Below are 17,953 nucleotides of genomic sequence, written 5' to 3' on the forward strand. Positions count from 1 at the left end.
ATGCTCAACCGTTTAAAGATTGGTACCAAGATTGGAGCCGGTTTTGCACTTGGGGTGGTCTTTTTTGCAATGTTCTCGGCGATCGCTTACCGCAGTACGAAGCAACTAGTTGAGACAACCACAAATGAAGCCCACACATATGCGGTGCTCGGCGAGCTTGAAGCCTTACTGTCTCAGCTTAGAAGTGCCGAAACAGGACAGCGTGGCTATTTGCTAACAGGCAAAGACGAATACTTACAGCCCTATAGAAGTGCAGTTCCCGTCTTGGACAGCAAGCTCCGCAGCTTGCGTTCGCTAACGACAGACAACCCGACCCAGCAGAACAAGCTTGATACGCTGGAGCCATTGGTGGCAGCCAAGATGGCTGAACTAAATCAAACGATCGAGCTACGCCAGCAAAAGGGCTTTGAAGCCGCTCAACAGCTTGTTTTAACAGAACGGGGCAAGCTACTGATGGATGACATTCACAATACCTTGCTCTCAATGAAAGCAGAGGAGCAGCGCTTGCTGGAGCGTCGATCGCACGCTAATACCGTCGCAGCCCAGCAAACAACCGATACTGTGATCTATGGCATTCCCCTTTATTCGCTGCTGTTAATCATCATTGGCTTGACACTCTCACGACACATTTCGCGACCGCTCCACCAAATCTCAACCATTGCTACTGAAGTTGGAGCAGGCAATTTAGAGGTAGATGCGCCGACAAGCCAGCGTAAAGACGAAATCGGTATTCTGACCCGCGCCTTTGGGGAAATGCTCACCAATTTGCGCGATACCAGTCGGCGTACCGATGAGCAAACCTGGCTCAAATCAAATCTGGCTAGCTTCAGTCGGTTGCTTCAAGGTCAGCGCAACAATGAAGTAGTGGCACGTCAGCTTCTCTCCCAACTGGCACCCCTCGTAGGTGCACAGCAAGGAGTTTTCTATCTGATGGACACTGATACTAATCCTCCTACGCTGAAGTTACTCAGCAGCTACGCCTATCAAGAACGCAAGCATCTGGCAAATCAGTTTCGTTTGGGTGAAGGGCTCGTGGGGCAGTGCGCCCTGGAAAAACAGCGCATTTTGCTAACCGACGTGCCTGGCGACTACATCCAAATTGCCTCTGGCTTGGGTGCAGCGCCGCCCCTCAATATCGTGGTCTTGCCCCTCCTGTTTGAGCAAGCGGTTACTGGAGTCCTTGAACTAGCGTCTTTACAGCGGTTTAGCCCGATTCAACTGAGACTACTAGATGAGATCAGCGAAAGTGTGGGCGTGGTGCTTAATACGATCGCTGCCGACTTGCGTACAAGTGAACTGTTGCACGAATCGCAGATGTTGACTGAGGAACTCCAGCAGCAGCAAGACGAAATTCAGGAAACTAACCGCCTGCTAGAAGAACAAGCCGAAACGCTGCAAGTATCAGAAGCCCAACTGAAAGAACAGCAAGAAGAAATGCGGCAGAGCAATGATGAATTGCAGCAACTGAATGAAGAGTTAGAAGAAAAGGCACAACTGCTAGTAGAACAAAAGCAAGAAGGCGATCGCAAGAATGAAGCCATTGAACTAGCAAGACAGGCGCTCGAAGAAAAAGCGGAAGAGCTTGCCCTTAGCTCTCGTTACAAGTCTGAGTTTCTTGCCAATATGTCTCACGAACTGCGAACGCCACTGAACAGCTTGCTCATTTTGGCACGCCTGCTAGGCGAAAACGGTGAGGGCAACTTGACCGAGAAGCAGGTGGAATACAGCCGCACGATTCATGCTGCTGGCAGCGATTTGCTCGACCTCATCAACGAGATCCTTGATCTGGCAAAAATTGAATCTGGCACCATCTCAGTTGATATAGAAACGCTACCGTTTGCCGACTTACAGCACTTTCTAGAGCGCACGTTTCAGCAGGTGGCTCAAGGCGCAGGGCTAGATTTTCGCGTCGAGCTAGCGCCAACACTGCCGCCCTCAATGCAGACTGACCCCAAACGTCTCCAGCAAATTCTGAAAAACCTTTTGGCAAACGCCTTTAAATTTACAGAGCAAGGCAGCGTCACTGTGCATATTGCGCCGAGCGATCGTCCCAGTGCTCTTGCCAGCCCGATACCGATGGTTGCTTTCACCGTTGCCGATACAGGCGTTGGCATTAACCCTGAAAAACAGGCAATTATCTTTGAAGCCTTTCAGCAAGCCGATGGCACCACTAGTCGTCGTTATGGCGGTACCGGGCTTGGTTTATCTATCAGCCGCGAGCTTGCTCAACGGTTAGGTGGACGCATTGAACTTACTAGCCAGCCTGGGCAAGGCAGTACATTTACACTGGTGCTGCCGCTCGAGCTTAGGGGAGAGGAGAGAGGAGAGAGGAGAGAGGAGCCACGAATCAGCAGTCAGCGATCAGCAGTTAGCAAAACTCAATCAAACCTCAAAACTCAAAACGACCCGACCGACCCTTTACTTCTTGACCCTCGCCCCCTACCGCCTAACGAAGTTGATGACGATCGTGCCTTGATTCAGTCTGGCGATCGTGTGCTGCTGATTATTGAAGATGACATTCACTTTGTCCGCATTTTGACAGACATGGCGCGTCAGCAGGGCTTTAAGGTGCTATCTTCGCTGCGTAGTCAGCCAGGATTAGCGCTGGCACAACTGTTTAAGCCCGATGCCATCATGCTAGATCTGCGCCTGCCCGATATGGATGGCTGGACGGTGCTCGATCGACTGAAGCATGACCCAGCAACCCGCCATATTCCCGTACATATTCTTTCAGTGGATGATGAGCAGCAGCGCAGCTTGCAGTTGGGTGCGATCGCCTACCTGCAAAAGCCCATTTCATCGGAAGCACTGACACAGGCATTGGTAGATATCAAAGGCTTTGTAGAACGCCCAGTCAAGAACTTGCTGGTAGTAGAAGATGATTTGGTGCAAGCACAAAGCATTCGCGAACTGATTGGCAATGGCGATGTTTTGACCACGATCGTGGGGACAGGAGCGGACGCACTAACAATGCTGCAATCGAGCCGCTTTGACTGCATGGTGCTGGATCTGGGCTTGCCCGATATGCCTGGTTTTGACTTGATTGAGCAAATTAAACAACAGCCGCAGTTTTCTCGCCTGCCCATCATTGTTTACACAGGTAAAGAACTCACCCAACAGCAAGAAACGCAACTGAGGCGACTGGCAGAAACCATCATTGTCAAAGATGTGCGATCGCCCGAGCGCCTGCTTGATGAAACTGCCCTCTTTTTACATCGAGTGCAGGCAGCGCTACCAGAGTCAAAACGACAAATGCTGGAGCAACTGCACCAGAGCGATCCGGTGCTGGCAAACAAAAAAGTGTTGATTGTCGATGATGATGTTCGCAATATTTTTGCGCTGACTAGCCTGTTAGAGCGTTACCAGATGCAGGTATCGTATGCCGAGAATGGGCTTGACGGTATTACCGTACTCCAAAGCCACCCTGATATTGATGTCATTTTGATGGATGTCATGATGCCAGAGCTAGATGGCTATGAAACGACGCGGGCAATTCGTCAGCTTGACTCCTTTCGATCACTACCCATCATTGCGCTAACGGCAAAGGCTATGCAGGGCGATCGTGAAAAATGTCTCGAAGCGGGCGCATCTGACTACATTACTAAACCCGTTGATACAGAACAGCTTCTATCGCTGCTAAGGGTCTGGCTCTACCGTTAAAGAAACGTATAGCAAGCGGCTTGGTTTAAGAAACGATCACTCCGACGTTAGCGCCGCTGACAGTTTTGATTTCGCACAATCTCGCCATACACTTTGACGGCTTTTACCTCTTCATTGCTTTCTTTGGCGTGTTCAACTGCAGCTTGATTAAGTTCTTGCTGTGACCCAGTAGACTCGGCGACCTGTGCGTGTTCATACGAGGCGATCGCATAGCGTTGCGTTTCTTTACCAGCCAGCTCAATAGACTTACCTTGTGCTTCTGTCACTCGATCAACACTAGCTTCAATGATCTTGCCAAAGGCTTCTACCTTTTTGCCCTTTTCTTCAGACTTTTTAGCACAACTTTGTGCTGCTCTCGCTTGCTCTTTTGACACCTTATGCATCACGGTTTGATCCATCATGTTTGACTATCTCTACTCCAGCAAACCTTGGTAGCCTTAGTCACTACACTATGGTTAAGTCTGGGTTGAACCGTTTGCAGATCCAGACTCTATCCTTAGATAGTGCTGAGAGTAAACGTGCAACTGCTAGAGTCGATGGGATGATCTGTTGCTCTATCTCCCGCTATAGATTTAGGTTTAAACTCGCACCAGACTATAGCTTTAGAGCCAGTGTTTTTGATACCAGCTAATGGCTCTGTCCAACTCCAACCTAGAAGATATTGAGGTTCAGTTGCTTTTAGAAGGCGTGTACCGTTATTACGGTTTCGACTTTCGAAACTATGCACCATCATCAATGAAGCGTCGCATCCGTAAAGTTTTGGCGACGGAAGCACTATCCACTGTTTCGGCACTGCAAGAGCGACTATTGCATGATGCTAGTTGTCTGGAGCGGTTTCTGTTGGGATTAACGGTTAACGTGACATCAATGTTTCGTGACCCTAGTTTTTTTGTTGCTTTTAGGGAAACAGTTGTCCCACTTTTACGTACTTACCCCTTTATTCGCATTTGGCATGCGGGCTGCTCGACTGGGCAAGAAGTCTATTCGCTGGCAATTTTGCTGCAAGAAGAAGGGCTTTACCACCGCTGCCGCATTTACGCAACTGATACAAACGAGATGGTTTTACAGAAGGCGAAGCAGGGTATCTACCCGATCGATCTTATGCAGGAATACACGCAACTTTACCTAAAAGCAGGCGGCAGGCGATCGTTTTCGGAATACTACACGGCTGGCTATGGTAATGCAATCTTTCGCAACTCGCTAAAAGAAAACATCGTTTTTTCACCCCATAATCTGGCAACCGACAGTTCCTTTAATGAATTCAACGTCATCTTGTGCCGCAATGTTTTAATTTATTTCAACCGCACACTGCAACAACGGGTACATCAACTGTTTTACGATAGTCTTTGTTCGTTTGGGGTGCTGGGGCTAGGGCAGCGAGAATCACTGAAACTGACTGCGTATGAACAATGCTATGAAGAAATTGCGAAGGGAGAGCGGCTCTATCGGAGGCTCGACTGATGCACTTTAAACTGCTTGTTATAGGCACATCGTTAGGTGGCTTTTCAGCGCTCAAAGTGGTGCTTGGAGGGTTAATACCACCGTTCCCGCTGGCGATCGCCGTTGTACAGCATCGCCATAAAGAGTCTGGCAGTTTAATGAGTGGTTCGATGCAGCAATACACGAAGCTCTCAGTGCATGACGCAGAAGATAAAGACGAGTTGATGCCAGGACACGTCTATTTAGCTCCCGCAGATTATCACTTGCTGATTGAGCAGGACTACCTGGCGCTTTCGGTCGATGAACCTGTCTGCTTTGCGCGTCCGTCGATTGATGTCTTGTTTGAATCGGCAGCCGATGTCTATGGCGATCGTACCATCGGTGTTATCCTGACCGGGGCAAATCATGATGGTACTAAGGGACTGGCGCGCATCAAAGCTCGTGGTGGGCTGGCGATCGTTCAAGATCCGGCAACGGCTGAAACGAGAACGATGCCACAAGCGGCGATCGACATGACCAGGGTTGATGCCATTTTACCCCTCCCAGACATCGCGCCCTATTTAGTGAATTTGTTATGCCGTGCGAGGAGTTAATGCCATGTCGCCTCAAGTCAACATTCTTCTCGTTGATGATCATCCCGAAAATCTGCTGGCGCTAGAAGCGATTTTGGGCGACCTAGACGCAACCTTAGTGCGGGCAAACTCTGGTCAAGAAGCACTGCGGTGCCTACTCAACCAGGATTTTGCTGTCATTTTGCTGGATGTGCAAATGCCTGGTATGGATGGCTTTGAAACGGCAACGCTAATTCGTAGCCGGGAACGATCGCGCCAGACTCCCATCATTTTTCAGACTGCCTTTAGCACCAATGAACAGCTTATGTTCAAAGGCTATGCCTTAGGCGCAGTGGATTACCTGCTGAAGCCGATCGATGCCAGTATTTTGACCTCTAAAATCACCGTTTTCGTTGATTTATTCAGAAAAACTGAAGCCGTGAAGCAGCAAGCCGCCCAACTCGCTGCTATCAATAATGAACTCAGCGAAAGTGAAGAGCGCTTTCGCTGTCTCAGCGCTTGTTCGCCTGCGGGCATTTTTCTCACTGATACGACTGGTGCCTGCACGTATACCAACCCACGCTTTCATGCGCTCGCCGACTGCAAGCTAGAGGAAACGTTGGGCAATCGCTGGTTTCAGCAGCTCCATCCAGACGATCGCGATCGTGTTTCTCACGAGTGGCAGTCTTACACCAGCGGGCAAGTGACGGAATATGCCACTGAATATCGCTTCCAGCATCGTGATGGAACAGTTCGCTGGGTGTCTGCTCGTTCCTCACCATTGTTTTCTGACCTGTGTGAACTTACAGGCTATGTCGGGACGATCGAAGACCTGACCGAGCGTAAGCAGGCAGAAGAAGCTCGTGCCCAGGTGATTCAAGAGCAGATCGCACGGCGAGAAGCTGAGGCAGCAAACCGGATGAAAGACGATTTTTTAGCAGTGCTGTCGCATGAATTACGCACGCCGCTGAACTCCATACTGGGCTGGTCGCGTTTATTGCGGGGTCGCCAGCTAGACGATGAGACGATCGTCCGTGCGTTAGAAACCATCGAACGTAACGCTCTGGCGCAAGCACAGCTTATCAATGACATTTTGGATGTCTCTCAGATTGTGCGTGGCAAACTACGGCTGAAATGCCATGCGCTAAACCCACTTTTTATTGTAGAGGCGGCGATCGATTCGGTACGTCCACTGGCTGAGGTCAAAGCCGTTCAGCTTGAGTCAAAGCTGGATGCAGACGTTGGGCAAGTTTGGGGTGATTCTGTACGTTTGCAGCAGGTCGTGTGGAATTTGCTAACCAATGCCATTAAATTCACGTCTGCCAACGATACGATTACGGTGCGGCTGTCTACTGTACCGCCATCGCTTACAGAAGGACAACAGCGCTCCGTTCAGATTCAAGTAAGCGACACAGGCATGGGCATCGAACCCGCTTTTTTACCGCACGTGTTCGATCGCTTCCGGCAAGCAGATAGCACCACCAGTCGTCCCCATAATGGTCTGGGACTGGGGCTGGCGATCGTCCATTACCTGATCGAACAGCACAAAGGTAGCGTGCGGGCAGAAAGTCCAGGTGTTAATCAAGGAGCCACGTTCACTGTCACACTGCCGCTCTTAGACCCCACAACTGATGGCTCAATTATTGAACACAACGGCTATGTGAGCCAAGACACTAAGGTAGAGGCAAAGGAGTTAGAAGGAAATGGTGATAACGCCCCCAGCAATGCGATGCAGGCAATGCTAACAACGTTCCTTTATGCCGCCTCATAGCCAGAGCAAAAGCAAGTTGGCTTTAGGTTTGAACAGCAGGCAGACTGGAAGAAAGGCACATAATCACGACTAGCAATTTCGGCTAAGGATTGACCTCGACGCTTTCTAACGTTATTAGCTCCTGTGCCTATAGAAGCAACATTGCTTCCGACTCCTGATTACTTATGCATTAACCCCGTCAACACGATAACCGCTGTCTGCAAGTAGGGCATAGTCTACCTGACTAGGGGCATAGAGGCGATAGAGCCAGCCATACGACATAATCGATTCTACGCTGTCGGCAGGGTGAGAATAATCGTAGGTGCCTGTCACCGGGTTAGCGCCATCCTGGGATTGTAGTGCGACGTAGTTTCCACCATTAGCGGCTCTGGCATAGTTGCCCTTAAAAACAGCCGTCTGCGGTGTGGTGCGATCTTGCAAATTATAGCCAGTCCAGTTCAGCCCTACCAAACCCAGTACGTGCCCAAGCTCGTGCGTCACGACCTGATACAGTAGCCAGCCAGAGGGGTCATTGGCAGCCGAAAAGCTATTGGGATTGATCGCAATTTGTCCCACTCGTGGCATCACATCAGGGGAAGAAATCCAACCGCCAAACTCATAATCGGGTCCGCCAATCGCAGGTTCGTCACTACCACTGCTTTGATAAGGATTGACAAAAACCAGTAGATCATCAACGTAGCGTTTGCTGTTGAAGCTATAAGTGCGATCGCCAAAGCTTTCGAGTTTGCCGATCGTGCTGTCGAGTTGAAAATCAGTCCACTCATTTTCGATTCGCGTTGCCCAGTCAGCCGCCGCTTTTTGAGCGATCGCCTGCTTTGCAGGAGTCCAAAAGCCAGAGGAGTCGTTGCGAAAATCCAAATCAATGTTGAAGTTGTTGGGGTCAGGAGCATACGTGTTCGTCACGCGTCCCAATTCATAGGCAGCGTTACCCGTAAAGCCACCGCTGAGAGCATAGCTCACTGTATTGCCTAACACTCGATCAACGCTAGAGTTATCGGCTTCAGCAAGGAACGAAACAGTTTGTGCGGTTCGCCAGTTTTGCGGCGTAAAGGTAAGGGTGTTTTGCGATCCGTTAGCGACCCTACCATCGGCATCCACCACTATGAAAGTACCCGTCGAAAACGTAAGAGTCACATTTGCAGTGGGTGCTTGAGTTAGCTGAACTTTGAACGTCCCGACATCGCCTTCTTGTCCGCTAAAGGTGCGATCGCTAATTTTGACACGGCTTGGAGCGGCAAAGGTGTCCTGCAAGCCAATCTGCCAGTTTGTATCGCGAACAGACAGTATGGGTTGTGGTTCCTGGTTAGCAGCATACGTCAGGTTATTCAGCAGCCAAGCTTCATTCTCTCCGGAGGCAGCATTGTGCCACAGAAGATCGGTCTTACCATCACCATTGATATCCTCAGCACCCTGAACTTGCCAGCTCAAATCACTCTGTGATCGTAAAAAGGTTGTACTGGTGATCGTCGTACGATTCATTGTCCAGACAAAATTCTCGCCTGATAAGTAGTTGCGCCACAGAATATCTGACCGACCGTCTTGATTAAAGTCTGCGGCTGCCTGGATTCTAAGGTTATCCCCAATAACCGTGGGGAGAAATGTGGAGGTACGGAACGTAGCGCCATCTAGCGCCCAGACTGAATTTTCGCCTGTCGCGTAGTTGCGCCACAGAAGATCGGTCTTACCATCACCTGTGAAATCAGCCGTACCTTGAATTTGCCAGTTTAGATCTGCGACTGTGGGCAATAGAGGCAAACCTGAGCGCAGTGTTACACCATCCATCTCCCAAATCACATTCTGCCCAGTGGCGTAGTTGCGCCACACAATGTCCGTTTTGCCATCGCCTGTAAAATCACTTGCTCCTTGTATGCGCCAGTTAGGATCTTCAACAGGAGCCAAATAAGTGCTAGATAAGAGCGTCGTACCGTTCATGTACCAGACAGCATTTTGGCCCGTGACATAATTGCGCCAGAGCAGATCGGTCTTGCCGTCCCCGTCAAAATCAACATCAACCTTCGAGGGCACTGGTGATGCAGCAGCAGGAGCCGGAATCGCGGTTTGCGGCAACTCCAACTCAACAGTACTAGAGCCTGCAAGGCTAGAGCTATTGAAGTTTGGTGTTTCCAGCCCACTAGCAACGCTCTCCAAACTTAGCGGTTGGTCAGTGGTTAGCGGTGCGGCTCCGTAATTCTGACTAAACGAAGGCTTTAAGCCGGACGTACTGCTGTCGCATTCGGCAAACATTTGGATAAAGCAGAAAATTATTGTTTCACTTTATACCGTTTTTACTTGTTAGTGTGCAATTTCGCCTAGATTGCAGCGCCATTTCTGCTCTAGCTTAAACATTCGGTAAAGTCGATCGAAAACGCTGTAAAGCATGCTACGCCTAACGATGGTCTATAGGCGGATCGGCAACGATGCCTGCAATCACAAGGCGGCTCCACTGAGTACAGCTTATTATGCCTGTATCATTTAGGTCATTATGCTATACCGAGTAAGAATACTCATGACTTCTCCAGGATTGGCACTTGGTAGCAGCGGACTCCACTCATGAACCTCGGCAAACCGCAGCCGATGGAGCGTCTGAATTGTACCAAGCACGCCTTGACGCGAACCGATGACCAAGATTCGTAGTGACTCACGATCGGATGTACGTTCAGGCGTTGCTTCCGTAGATGTTGTGTTGACTGGAGACTCAGAAGCTTTACTGGTAGGAACCTTACTGGTAGAAGCATTACTGGCAGAGACTAAAAAACTTTCAGGCATAGAGCGACCTCCAACGGTAGGTAAAGAACGTTGTATTAACCAACAGACATAAACTTTGAAGCTTCCTTTGAGCAAGGGCTTCGATTCATCTCTCATCCTTTATCCTTTTGCTCTAACTTTGCACCATAGATGAGGCAGCAAAGTTTGTAGGAGTAAACGGTAATTTACCTTTACAACCGCTTTATTCGTAGCAGAGCACAAGCTGGCATTAAGACTAATTACAATCTACACGGTGGCGTATTAAAAGTCAAAAAGCTGACAGCAATCTGTGCGTAGTGCTTTGCAACTATAGTTTCAGCCGTAGAAATAGGTAGCAACTCCGAACGATCGCAGTGCCTGAATAGCTTAATTCCAATTTTTTCATCACTAACGGCTAACAGCCGATTGCCCACTCTTGTTTACTGACGGGCACCATCAGCGGTATCAGCCTGCAGCAAATAATTTTGCATAAACAGCACCATGGCGTAGAACTGGAAGTCGACATTCTTTTTCTTAGCAAAGCCGTGCCCTTCATCCTTTGCAACCAGCGACCAGACAGGTATATTGTTTTGACGTACGGTTGCGACGATCTGTGTCGCTTCGTTCAACGGTACGCGAGGATCGTTCTGACCATGAATGACAAAGAGCGGCTTTTTGATCTTTTCGGCGTTGTTAAGGGGCGAGATTTTGAGCAGGAACTCACGCATTTTGGGGTCACGTTCATCGCCATATTCCACTCGTCGCAGATCTCGGCGATAACTTTCAGTGCGCTCTAAAAACGAAACGAAGCTGGAGATGCCAACGATGTCGATCGCCGCTCGAATGCGATCGCTGTAATGGGTTGCCACTGCTAGAGACATATAGCCGCCGTAGCTGCCGCCTGTGACTAAAATGCGATCAGCATCTAGAGTTGGCTGTGTGGCGATCCACTCCAGCAGTGCCCCAATATCCTTGACCGAATCTTCGCGCAAGTAACCATTGTCCAGCTTCAAAAAGGTTTTGCCATAGCCAGACGAACCGCGCACATTGGGAAAAAGCAGCGCAACGCCCAGTTCATTAAGATAAAAGTTGTTACGCCCCAAGAAGCCCGGACGGTATTGTCCTTCGGGTCCGCCGTGAATGTTAATGACGACAGGGCGCTTGCCAGTAAAGCGAGCCGACGGGCGGTACAGAAAGCCAGAAATAGTCTTGTTATCAAAGCTTTGCCAGCGCACTAACTCTGGTTCCGAGAATGTGGCAGTGTTTAGCCCACCCGTTTCGCTTTCAGTCCAGCGTTCTACTGTGTTAGTTGCCACGTTTAACGAGTAAACATCAGCCGTTGATCGTGCCGAAATCAGCGTTAAGCCTAAATCCTGATTGTTAGAATGCCAGGAAAGGCTGGCGATCGCACCCAGCGGCAAGGTTGGCAAAGGCAGTGTTTTTTGGGTTGCTGTCTCCAGCAGATGCAGCACGCTGGCTCCATCTTCGTTAGTAACAAACGCAAGCCGTTTACCATCATCGGACAAGTCAAAGTCTTCTACATCCCACGGAATCTGGCTGGTCAGGTCGGTATAGCGGTTGCTGGCAAGATCCAGGTAGGCAAGACGCTGAAATTCTGAGCCGCGATCGCTAATCACATATAGCCCTTTACCATCTTTGCTAAAAACGCCGCCACCATAAGCGACAGGTTCCTGCCCTTGCACAGTGAGCGGTTTCTTTGCGCCAGTGGTTGTATCGAACAGCCAAAGGTTGCTTTTGTTGATTGACAGAAACTCCAGCACTAAAAGCTGGCGATCGTCCGGCGACCAATCCAGCGGATACCAGCCGCCACCTGTCACTTCCGCTAGCAGACGATTAGACGGTGGCGTTCGCGGATCAATAATGTACAGGTCAGTGTCGGCACCATTACGGCGGGTAGACGTATATGCCATGCGATCGCCCGCTTGTGACCACACGCCACGACTATTTTTAGACCTGCCATCTGTGAGCAGCGTTACGTCTCCTGTGGCAATGTCATAGCGGTAATTTTGGTTAAACTCATTGCCGCCAACATCACGGCTAAACACGAAGTAGTTACCCTCTGTGGGCTGGTAGGTGGCGCCAAAAGGTGCCTCAGCAAAGAACGTCAACTGCTTGCGTGCGCCTAGGGGAAACTGCACAGAATGGATCTGGGGAACATCACCAAAACGCGTGCTGATCAGCATGGCTCGCTTGGTAGGATGCCAGCTTGAAAGCCCAGCCGACCGAAACTCAGTGTAGCGGTTGACTGTTTCCACTAGCGCTGATGGAATCGCAGGAATACCTTCTGTAACCAAGTTTTCGTTTGGGGCAACGGTCGCTGCTTGAGCAAGGGGCATCGGCATCAGGCTGAAAACAGCTACCAGAATTACGGCAAAAAGCGATCGAACCAGTTGCATCAGACGGTCTCACAAACGTTAAGCAGTTAGATAACAGTGACCGCACCTCAAGGCAAGCAGCGCTGAAGTCACGTTCTGAACAAAAACTCTGAACGAGCGATCGCACGACGGTTCTCAACCACTCTACACCCTGCAACGTTTGGCTGGCGCTCACGTTAAAGCCCGATGTCCACCGCCGAACCGAGTGCCTGTACTGACGGACAGCTTAAACCCAGTTGACACCGCGTAGCCATTTCCATACGCCTGTACCACGCCTCACTAATACGCCCTGACTCTGTTCTTTAGCGATCGCCATCAGTTCGGCAGTTGTAAAGCTGTAGCCCAGTTGCTCTGTGATCTTCAAAAAATCATCTGGGTTTGTCACCCCTTCAAACCGATCACGTAACGTTTCATCAGACGCAACTGCCTCAAGAAACCGATTTGCACTTTCCGTAGACATGACCCAAGTCTCCTTCCGCTATGGCACCGCGAACCAATTTCGCGATGATGCTTACCGTTAATATTGCCCTCATTTTCGCTCACATTAGCGCGTACGACTAGGAAAGAAGCAACACACAGTGAGTTGGGGCAGTAGGATGAAAAGCCGTGCGTAACTGTATGCTGATGGTCAGGCAAGTCTACACCGCTATAGCTTCTCTGCAAAGGTTATGGGAATAGTCATGCTAAATTCTGTACCTTCATTAGGCGTTGAGTCATAGCTAAGATGACCATTGTGCTTCTGCACAACAATTTGATAGCTGGTAGCAAGCCCTAAGCCAGTGCCTTGACCAACAGGTTTGGTTGTAAAAAAAGGTTCAAATAAGCGCGCCTTAGCTGACTCTGGAATACCAATGCCATTGTCTTGAATGCGGAGTGTAACAGTCTGTGCGTGACTTAACTCTGTACGAATCCAAATAGTGGGCGTTTGGTCAAGCCTTTGATTCGACGCTGTAGGGGAGCCAAATTTTTGCTCTAGTGCATCGATCGCATTGTTCAGTAGGTTCAAAAAGACCTGATTCAGTTCACCCACATAGCAAGTTACGAGGGGAATCTCGTTATAAACCCGCTTGACTTCGATCGCAGGCATACCTGCTTTGCCAGCCAGCCGATGCCCTAATAACAGTACGGTACTATCTAACCCTTCATGAAGATCAATTGCCTTAATATCCGATTCGCCTAAACGAGAAAAAATTCGCAGTGCTAAGACAATCGAACTAACCCGTTTTGCCCCTGCCCGCATCGATCGAATGATGTTTTGCAGATCGGCGGCAACAAAATCTAGATCAGTTTCTTCCAAAAGAGTTTGTACTGCTGGCGATGGCTCTGGATACTCCTGCTGGTAAAGGTTAATGAGCTGAAGCAGCCTCTCTATGTGTTCATGAGCCGGATTGAGATTGCCGACAATAAAGCCAATGGGATTATTCAACTCATGGCAAACACCAGCTACTAACTGCTCCAGACCAAGCATCTTCTCTTTACGAATAAGTTGAGCCTGCATCTGCTTTAAATCAAGCAGTGCTTGTTGAACCTGGCTGTTCTTTATCTGTAGCTGTGATTGCAGTTCTTGAATCTTAAGATGGGTCTGAATGCGTACCAAAACATCTTCAAACTGAAATGGTTTAGTAATGAAGTCGATCGCCCCAACCTGGAACGCTTTGACTTTATCAGTCACCTCATCCAAAGCACTTAAGAAGATGACAGGCACCATTGCTGTTTTTTCATCAGCTTTAAGCTGCTTACAAACTTCAAACCCGTCCAGATCGGGCATATTAACATCTAGCAAAATTAAATTTGGAGGAGCAGCTTGGGCAGCCGTAAGCGCCATTTTACCGTTAAGAGCTTTACGAACCTGATAGCCCTGCTGTATCAACATCGCAGCAAGAAAACGAATATTTTCTGCGGTGTCATCAACAACGAGAATATCAGCAGTTTTTGAGGTAGCTTGACTAAGATTAAATTGCATGACGCTGCTCTTTCGTTGCAAGGATGCTCGTTAACATTCGTTTGAAAAGATGCTTTTGCCTAATCAGCGTTGGCATCTAAAAGGATAACGTTTTCGTTTACGAGCGTTGTCTAAAGAAATGATTTGATCACGCCTTTTAATCCAGTGTCTAGATAGCTTAATAGCGAAGCCTTACTAAAGGCTTGTTACGAAACCTTGTTTAAGCAACCTCTGCAAAGGTTAGGCTAAATCGCCAGTGCCGATTGCATCAGCCAGAGCAATAAGTGTCAAAATTTGATCAAACTGAAAATTCTCAGCTAGCTGAATGAGCGATTCTTTTAAGGCTACTTGTGACGCTGGCATTTGCTCTAGAAGCTCAAACATACGCGAGTCACTGCCTTCTAATGCTGCACGCTTTAACTGTACTCTCCATGTTTCTGGCAACGTTGCCAGAACCGTCTTCAAACTATTAGCTTTAGACGCATTAGTTTGTGCTAGATGTTCAGGTTTCAGGGGTGTACATGGCTCACACTGGAGTGTTGCTTGATCGCGATCGGCTGCTTCATGCTGATACTGTATGCCCAAATGTTGACTAATTTTGCTAAAGAGAAGATGCCGTTGAAAGGGTTTGCTAATAAAGTCATCACAACCAGCTCCTAAAAACGCCTGCCGCTGTTCTTCAAAGGCGCTAGCAGTCAGCGCAATAATCACCGTTTGATCTATCTGAGCATCGGCTTTAATGCGTCGTGTTGCTTCAACCCCATCCATCACCGGCATGCGCCAATCCATGAAAATTAGATGCGGTTGCCACTGCTTGCAAAGCTCGATCGCCTCCTGCCCATTATCAGCCCACTTCAATTCAAAGCCTGGTATGTGCAGCATTTCTGAGAGCAAATAGCGATTGGTGACATTATCTTCAGCAATCAAAAGACGATAGGTTGGTTGACCAGCAGCGACCCCAACGATCGTTTCAAGCGGCGGCGAGACTGGAGTAGCAATTGCATCGACATAATTGATTGGAATTGCAAACGCAAACGTACTGCCCTGGTTCAGTTCGCTAGTGACAGTGATTTCGCCACCCATTAAGTGCACAAATTTTTGGCTGATTGCCAATCCTAAACCAGTGCCCTCCGAGGCAGATAAACCGGCTCTCGTTTGTTCAAAGGGTTTAAAGAGCTTTTGCTGCTCATTGGGTGCAATGCCTGGTCCGGTATCCTGAACTTCAAAGTGCAGCAGCATTGCTTGTGCTTCAGGCGAGGCGATCGCACCAGGGAGGCTGTTGGTCGTCTGCTGTTCATCGCTACCGTAAACCCTGAGCGTGACACTACCCTGCTGAGCAAATTTAATGCTGTTGCCTAACAGATTAAGCAATACCTGTTGCAGTTTACCTTCATCAGCAATTACATCTTGGGGCACAGTATCTGAGCAAGCAAAGATAAGCTGTAAACCTTTGGATTCGGCTCGTAGTCGCAGCATATCCTCTAGATTGTGCAAAAGGTGGTGCAGGTTGAAGCGATTGACATCCAGAGCAGTCCGTCCCGCTTCAATTTTGGACATTTCTAACACATCATTAATCAGCTTCAACAGGTGAGCACCGCTGCGGTTGATAATGCGGACGTGTTCCTGCTGCGTCTGCGTTAGCGACGAGTCGCATGCCATCAGTTGAGTAAAGCCCAACACAGCATTAAGGGGTGTGCGTAGCTCATGGCTCATATTTGCCAGGAATTCGCTCTTAGCGCGGCTAGCAGCATCGGCAGTTTCTTTCGCCTGTCTCAGTGCAGCTGACTGTTGCTGCGTTTGAGCAAACAGTTCGGCTTGTTGCACTGCTACCCCAAGCTGGCTGCTGATTTGAGAAACAACCCGAATTTCTGCATCTTGCCACTGGCGGGGAGCAGTGTTTTGATAGGTTGCCAGTAGTCCCCAAAGCTGGCTGCCGCAAAAAATCGGCACGATGACGTAGGCACGCGCTTGCAGCGTTTCAAGCAGTTCCAGGTAGCATGGGTCAAAACCAGCTGCGTAAACGTCAGGCACAGAGCAATAACCAGTCTTCTGACGGAAGCGCCCGCCTTCGTTTCCTTGCAGGTACGTGTCTTGAATCAAGCTTTCGGTGCCATTGAGCCGTTTGACAACGCAGTTTGGCTGATCAATAGCAATCTTTGCTAACTCTGGATCGTCTATGCGAAACGGCACGATCGCTTTCCAATCTGCTGCCACCGATTCAGCAACAACATTGCCGCTCCAGTCTGGGTTAAAGCGATAAATGAGGGCACGATCGCACCGCACTGCTTGCCGCAATTCCACTGTCGTAGTGCTAAAAACATCGTCCAGATCTAAACTCTGGCGCATCCGCAGGATGATGCGAGTGGTGACACGTTCCCGTTCTGCCATCCGCTGCAACTCTGCTTCTGCTGCAATGCGTTCCTGAATTTCAGCTTCCAGTGCTGTGTTGATGTCAAGGAGTTCAGTCGTGCGTTCTTCTACGCGAAATTCTAGCGCTTCATAGGCTTCTTTACGGGCTTGCTCTAGCCACTGGCGCTCAAGTTCAGCCGCCGCACGGGCAGCAAACACTTTAAAGAGGGCATTTTTACTTTCGTCTGCTGCTAGAGGCTTGGTGTGCAGCAAACACAAATTACCAATAACACGACCCGATGTACCCAGTAAGGGCATCCCCAAATAGCTCTCTGCCTGCATCGCTTTAACGATAGCTGAGTTGGGAAAACGCTGCTGCAAATTATCTGGGTAATGACAGAGTTGAGCACCTTGCACAACAACACTGCAGGGGTTACCTGCCATAGTCAAGGTGCAATGCTCTCCAATTGGTTGATCAGTCCATGCAGCCAGAACTCTAAGCTGTTCAGGCGGATCGCCTAGTGCTTCGGAAATGATCACGTGAGGTACATCCAGCGCGATCGCCAAATGCTTGACCAGTGCGGGAAAAAAGTCTTTACCCGTAGCAGAAGCAGTGCCAGTCACAATATTTCGCAGTGCTTCTTCTGCCCGCTGCCGTTCCAAGATTTCAGCCTGTAGTTCTTGGTTCAGCGCTTCAAGGGCGTCGGGTGTTTTGAGCGCGAGAAATTGGGGTAGCAGGTTCACAAGCTGCAATGCGGTGTAGCAAGAGACTAAAGCTGTCAGCGCCCGCACGCCGCCCGTTAACCAATAAGCAGGATGCCACAGTGTCCAAATATCAAGCAAGTGTCCGGTGCCGCAAAGCACAATGAAGACACCAAACATAGCAAAGACAAAGGAGAAGGGGATGTCTTTCCGCTTGTTAATAAAGTAAACAAGCATTATTGGGATGGAGAAGTAGGCGATCGCAATGAGCGCATCACTCACCACATGCAACCCAACCAGCGATGTTTGCCAGAGGTAGCATTGCCCATGAGGCATATAACCATCAGGCGAAAGCAGATTTTTGAGAAATTCCAGCATTGTTCCTACAGCGTTCTTACAGCCACAACCTGTCCCCGAT

General features: G+C 49.3%; 11 protein-coding genes. 4 read left to right on the plus strand and 7 right to left on the minus strand.

The annotated features are described in order from the left end of the window. Positions 1-3,660 carry a response regulator gene (locus H6F76_RS20215; protein ID WP_190511004.1) on the plus strand — a complete coding sequence of 1,220 codons (3,660 nt, stop codon included), beginning with the start codon at positions 1-3 and terminating at the stop codon, positions 3,658-3,660. A 47-nt stretch (positions 3,661-3,707) separates the two neighbouring features. Here the strand turns inward: H6F76_RS20215 and H6F76_RS20220 are convergent, their stop codons facing one another. Further along, the gene (locus H6F76_RS20220; RefSeq protein WP_190447897.1) at positions 3,708-4,061 is read right to left on the minus strand and encodes a hypothetical protein; all 354 of its coding nucleotides are present in this window, start codon (positions 4,059-4,061) and stop codon (positions 3,708-3,710) included. 229 nt (positions 4,062-4,290) lie between these two features. Between H6F76_RS20220 and H6F76_RS20225 the strand changes: the two genes are divergently transcribed. From H6F76_RS20225 to H6F76_RS20235, 3 genes are read left to right on the plus strand one after another with little or no spacing between them, the layout of a single operon-like run. After that, positions 4,291-5,121, plus strand: coding sequence for a protein-glutamate O-methyltransferase CheR (locus H6F76_RS20225; protein ID WP_190511006.1), 831 nt, complete (start codon positions 4,291-4,293; stop codon positions 5,119-5,121). Then, a complete protein-coding gene (locus H6F76_RS20230; protein ID WP_190511008.1) occupies positions 5,121-5,693 on the plus strand; it encodes a chemotaxis protein CheB in 573 nt (190 codons plus the stop codon). The genes H6F76_RS20225 and H6F76_RS20230 overlap by 1 nt, the downstream gene beginning before the upstream one ends. Positions 5,694-5,697: 4 nt before the next feature. Then, positions 5,698-7,422: an ATP-binding protein gene (locus H6F76_RS20235; protein ID WP_190511010.1), complete on the plus strand. Its 1,725-nt coding sequence runs from the start codon at positions 5,698-5,700 to the stop codon at positions 7,420-7,422. 162 nt (positions 7,423-7,584) lie between these two features. Here the strand turns inward: H6F76_RS20235 and H6F76_RS20240 are convergent, their stop codons facing one another. The 6 genes from H6F76_RS20240 to H6F76_RS20265 form a co-directional block, all read right to left on the minus strand. Next, complete coding sequence (locus H6F76_RS20240; protein ID WP_190511012.1) at positions 7,585-9,666, minus strand: VCBS repeat-containing protein; 2,082 nt, start codon at positions 9,664-9,666, stop codon at positions 7,585-7,587. 228 nt (positions 9,667-9,894) lie between these two features. Further along, a complete protein-coding gene (locus tag H6F76_RS20245) occupies positions 9,895-10,188 on the minus strand; it encodes a hypothetical protein (protein ID WP_190447887.1) in 294 nt (97 codons plus the stop codon). Positions 10,189-10,586: 398 nt separating this feature from the next. Then, on the minus strand, positions 10,587-12,563 hold the full coding sequence (locus H6F76_RS20250; RefSeq protein ID WP_199322258.1) for a prolyl oligopeptidase family serine peptidase: 1,977 nt from the start codon (positions 12,561-12,563) through the stop codon (positions 10,587-10,589). 205 nt (positions 12,564-12,768) lie between these two features. Beyond that, a complete protein-coding gene (locus H6F76_RS20255; protein ID WP_190447886.1) occupies positions 12,769-13,002 on the minus strand; it encodes a Nif11-like leader peptide family natural product precursor in 234 nt (77 codons plus the stop codon). Between the two features lie 186 nt (positions 13,003-13,188). Beyond that, positions 13,189-14,505, minus strand: coding sequence for a hybrid sensor histidine kinase/response regulator (locus H6F76_RS20260; protein ID WP_190447884.1), 1,317 nt, complete (start codon positions 14,503-14,505; stop codon positions 13,189-13,191). Between the two features lie 219 nt (positions 14,506-14,724). Next, positions 14,725-17,913 (minus strand): GAF domain-containing protein, encoded by a 3,189-nt coding sequence (locus H6F76_RS20265; protein ID WP_190511014.1) that lies wholly within the window; start codon positions 17,911-17,913, stop codon positions 14,725-14,727. Between the last annotated feature and the right edge of the window lie 40 nt (positions 17,914-17,953).

The sequence above is a fragment of the Leptolyngbya sp. FACHB-321 genome (assembly GCF_014695975.1).
GTDB lineage: Bacteria > Cyanobacteriota > Cyanobacteriia > Leptolyngbyales > Leptolyngbyaceae > Stenomitos.

Bases quoted from the DNA above. Each gene is read 5' to 3' on its own strand.
- H6F76_RS20215 (WP_190511004.1), top strand. From the start codon at position 1: ATGCTCAACCGTTTAAAGATTGGTACCAAGATTGGAGCCGGTTTTGCA.
- H6F76_RS20220 (WP_190447897.1), bottom strand. From the start codon at position 4,061: ATGATGGATCAAACCGTGATGCATAAGGTGTCAAAAGAGCAAGCGAGA.
- H6F76_RS20225 (WP_190511006.1), top strand. From the start codon at position 4,291: ATGGCTCTGTCCAACTCCAACCTAGAAGATATTGAGGTTCAGTTGCTT.
- H6F76_RS20230 (WP_190511008.1), top strand. From the start codon at position 5,121: ATGCACTTTAAACTGCTTGTTATAGGCACATCGTTAGGTGGCTTTTCA.
- H6F76_RS20235 (WP_190511010.1), top strand. From the start codon at position 5,698: ATGTCGCCTCAAGTCAACATTCTTCTCGTTGATGATCATCCCGAAAAT.
- H6F76_RS20240 (WP_190511012.1), bottom strand. From the start codon at position 9,666: ATGTTTGCCGAATGCGACAGCAGTACGTCCGGCTTAAAGCCTTCGTTT.
- H6F76_RS20245 (WP_190447887.1), bottom strand. From the start codon at position 10,188: ATGCCTGAAAGTTTTTTAGTCTCTGCCAGTAATGCTTCTACCAGTAAG.
- H6F76_RS20250 (WP_199322258.1), bottom strand. From the start codon at position 12,563: ATGCAACTGGTTCGATCGCTTTTTGCCGTAATTCTGGTAGCTGTTTTC.
- H6F76_RS20255 (WP_190447886.1), bottom strand. From the start codon at position 13,002: ATGTCTACGGAAAGTGCAAATCGGTTTCTTGAGGCAGTTGCGTCTGAT.
- H6F76_RS20260 (WP_190447884.1), bottom strand. From the start codon at position 14,505: ATGCAATTTAATCTTAGTCAAGCTACCTCAAAAACTGCTGATATTCTC.
- H6F76_RS20265 (WP_190511014.1), bottom strand. From the start codon at position 17,913: ATGCTGGAATTTCTCAAAAATCTGCTTTCGCCTGATGGTTATATGCCT.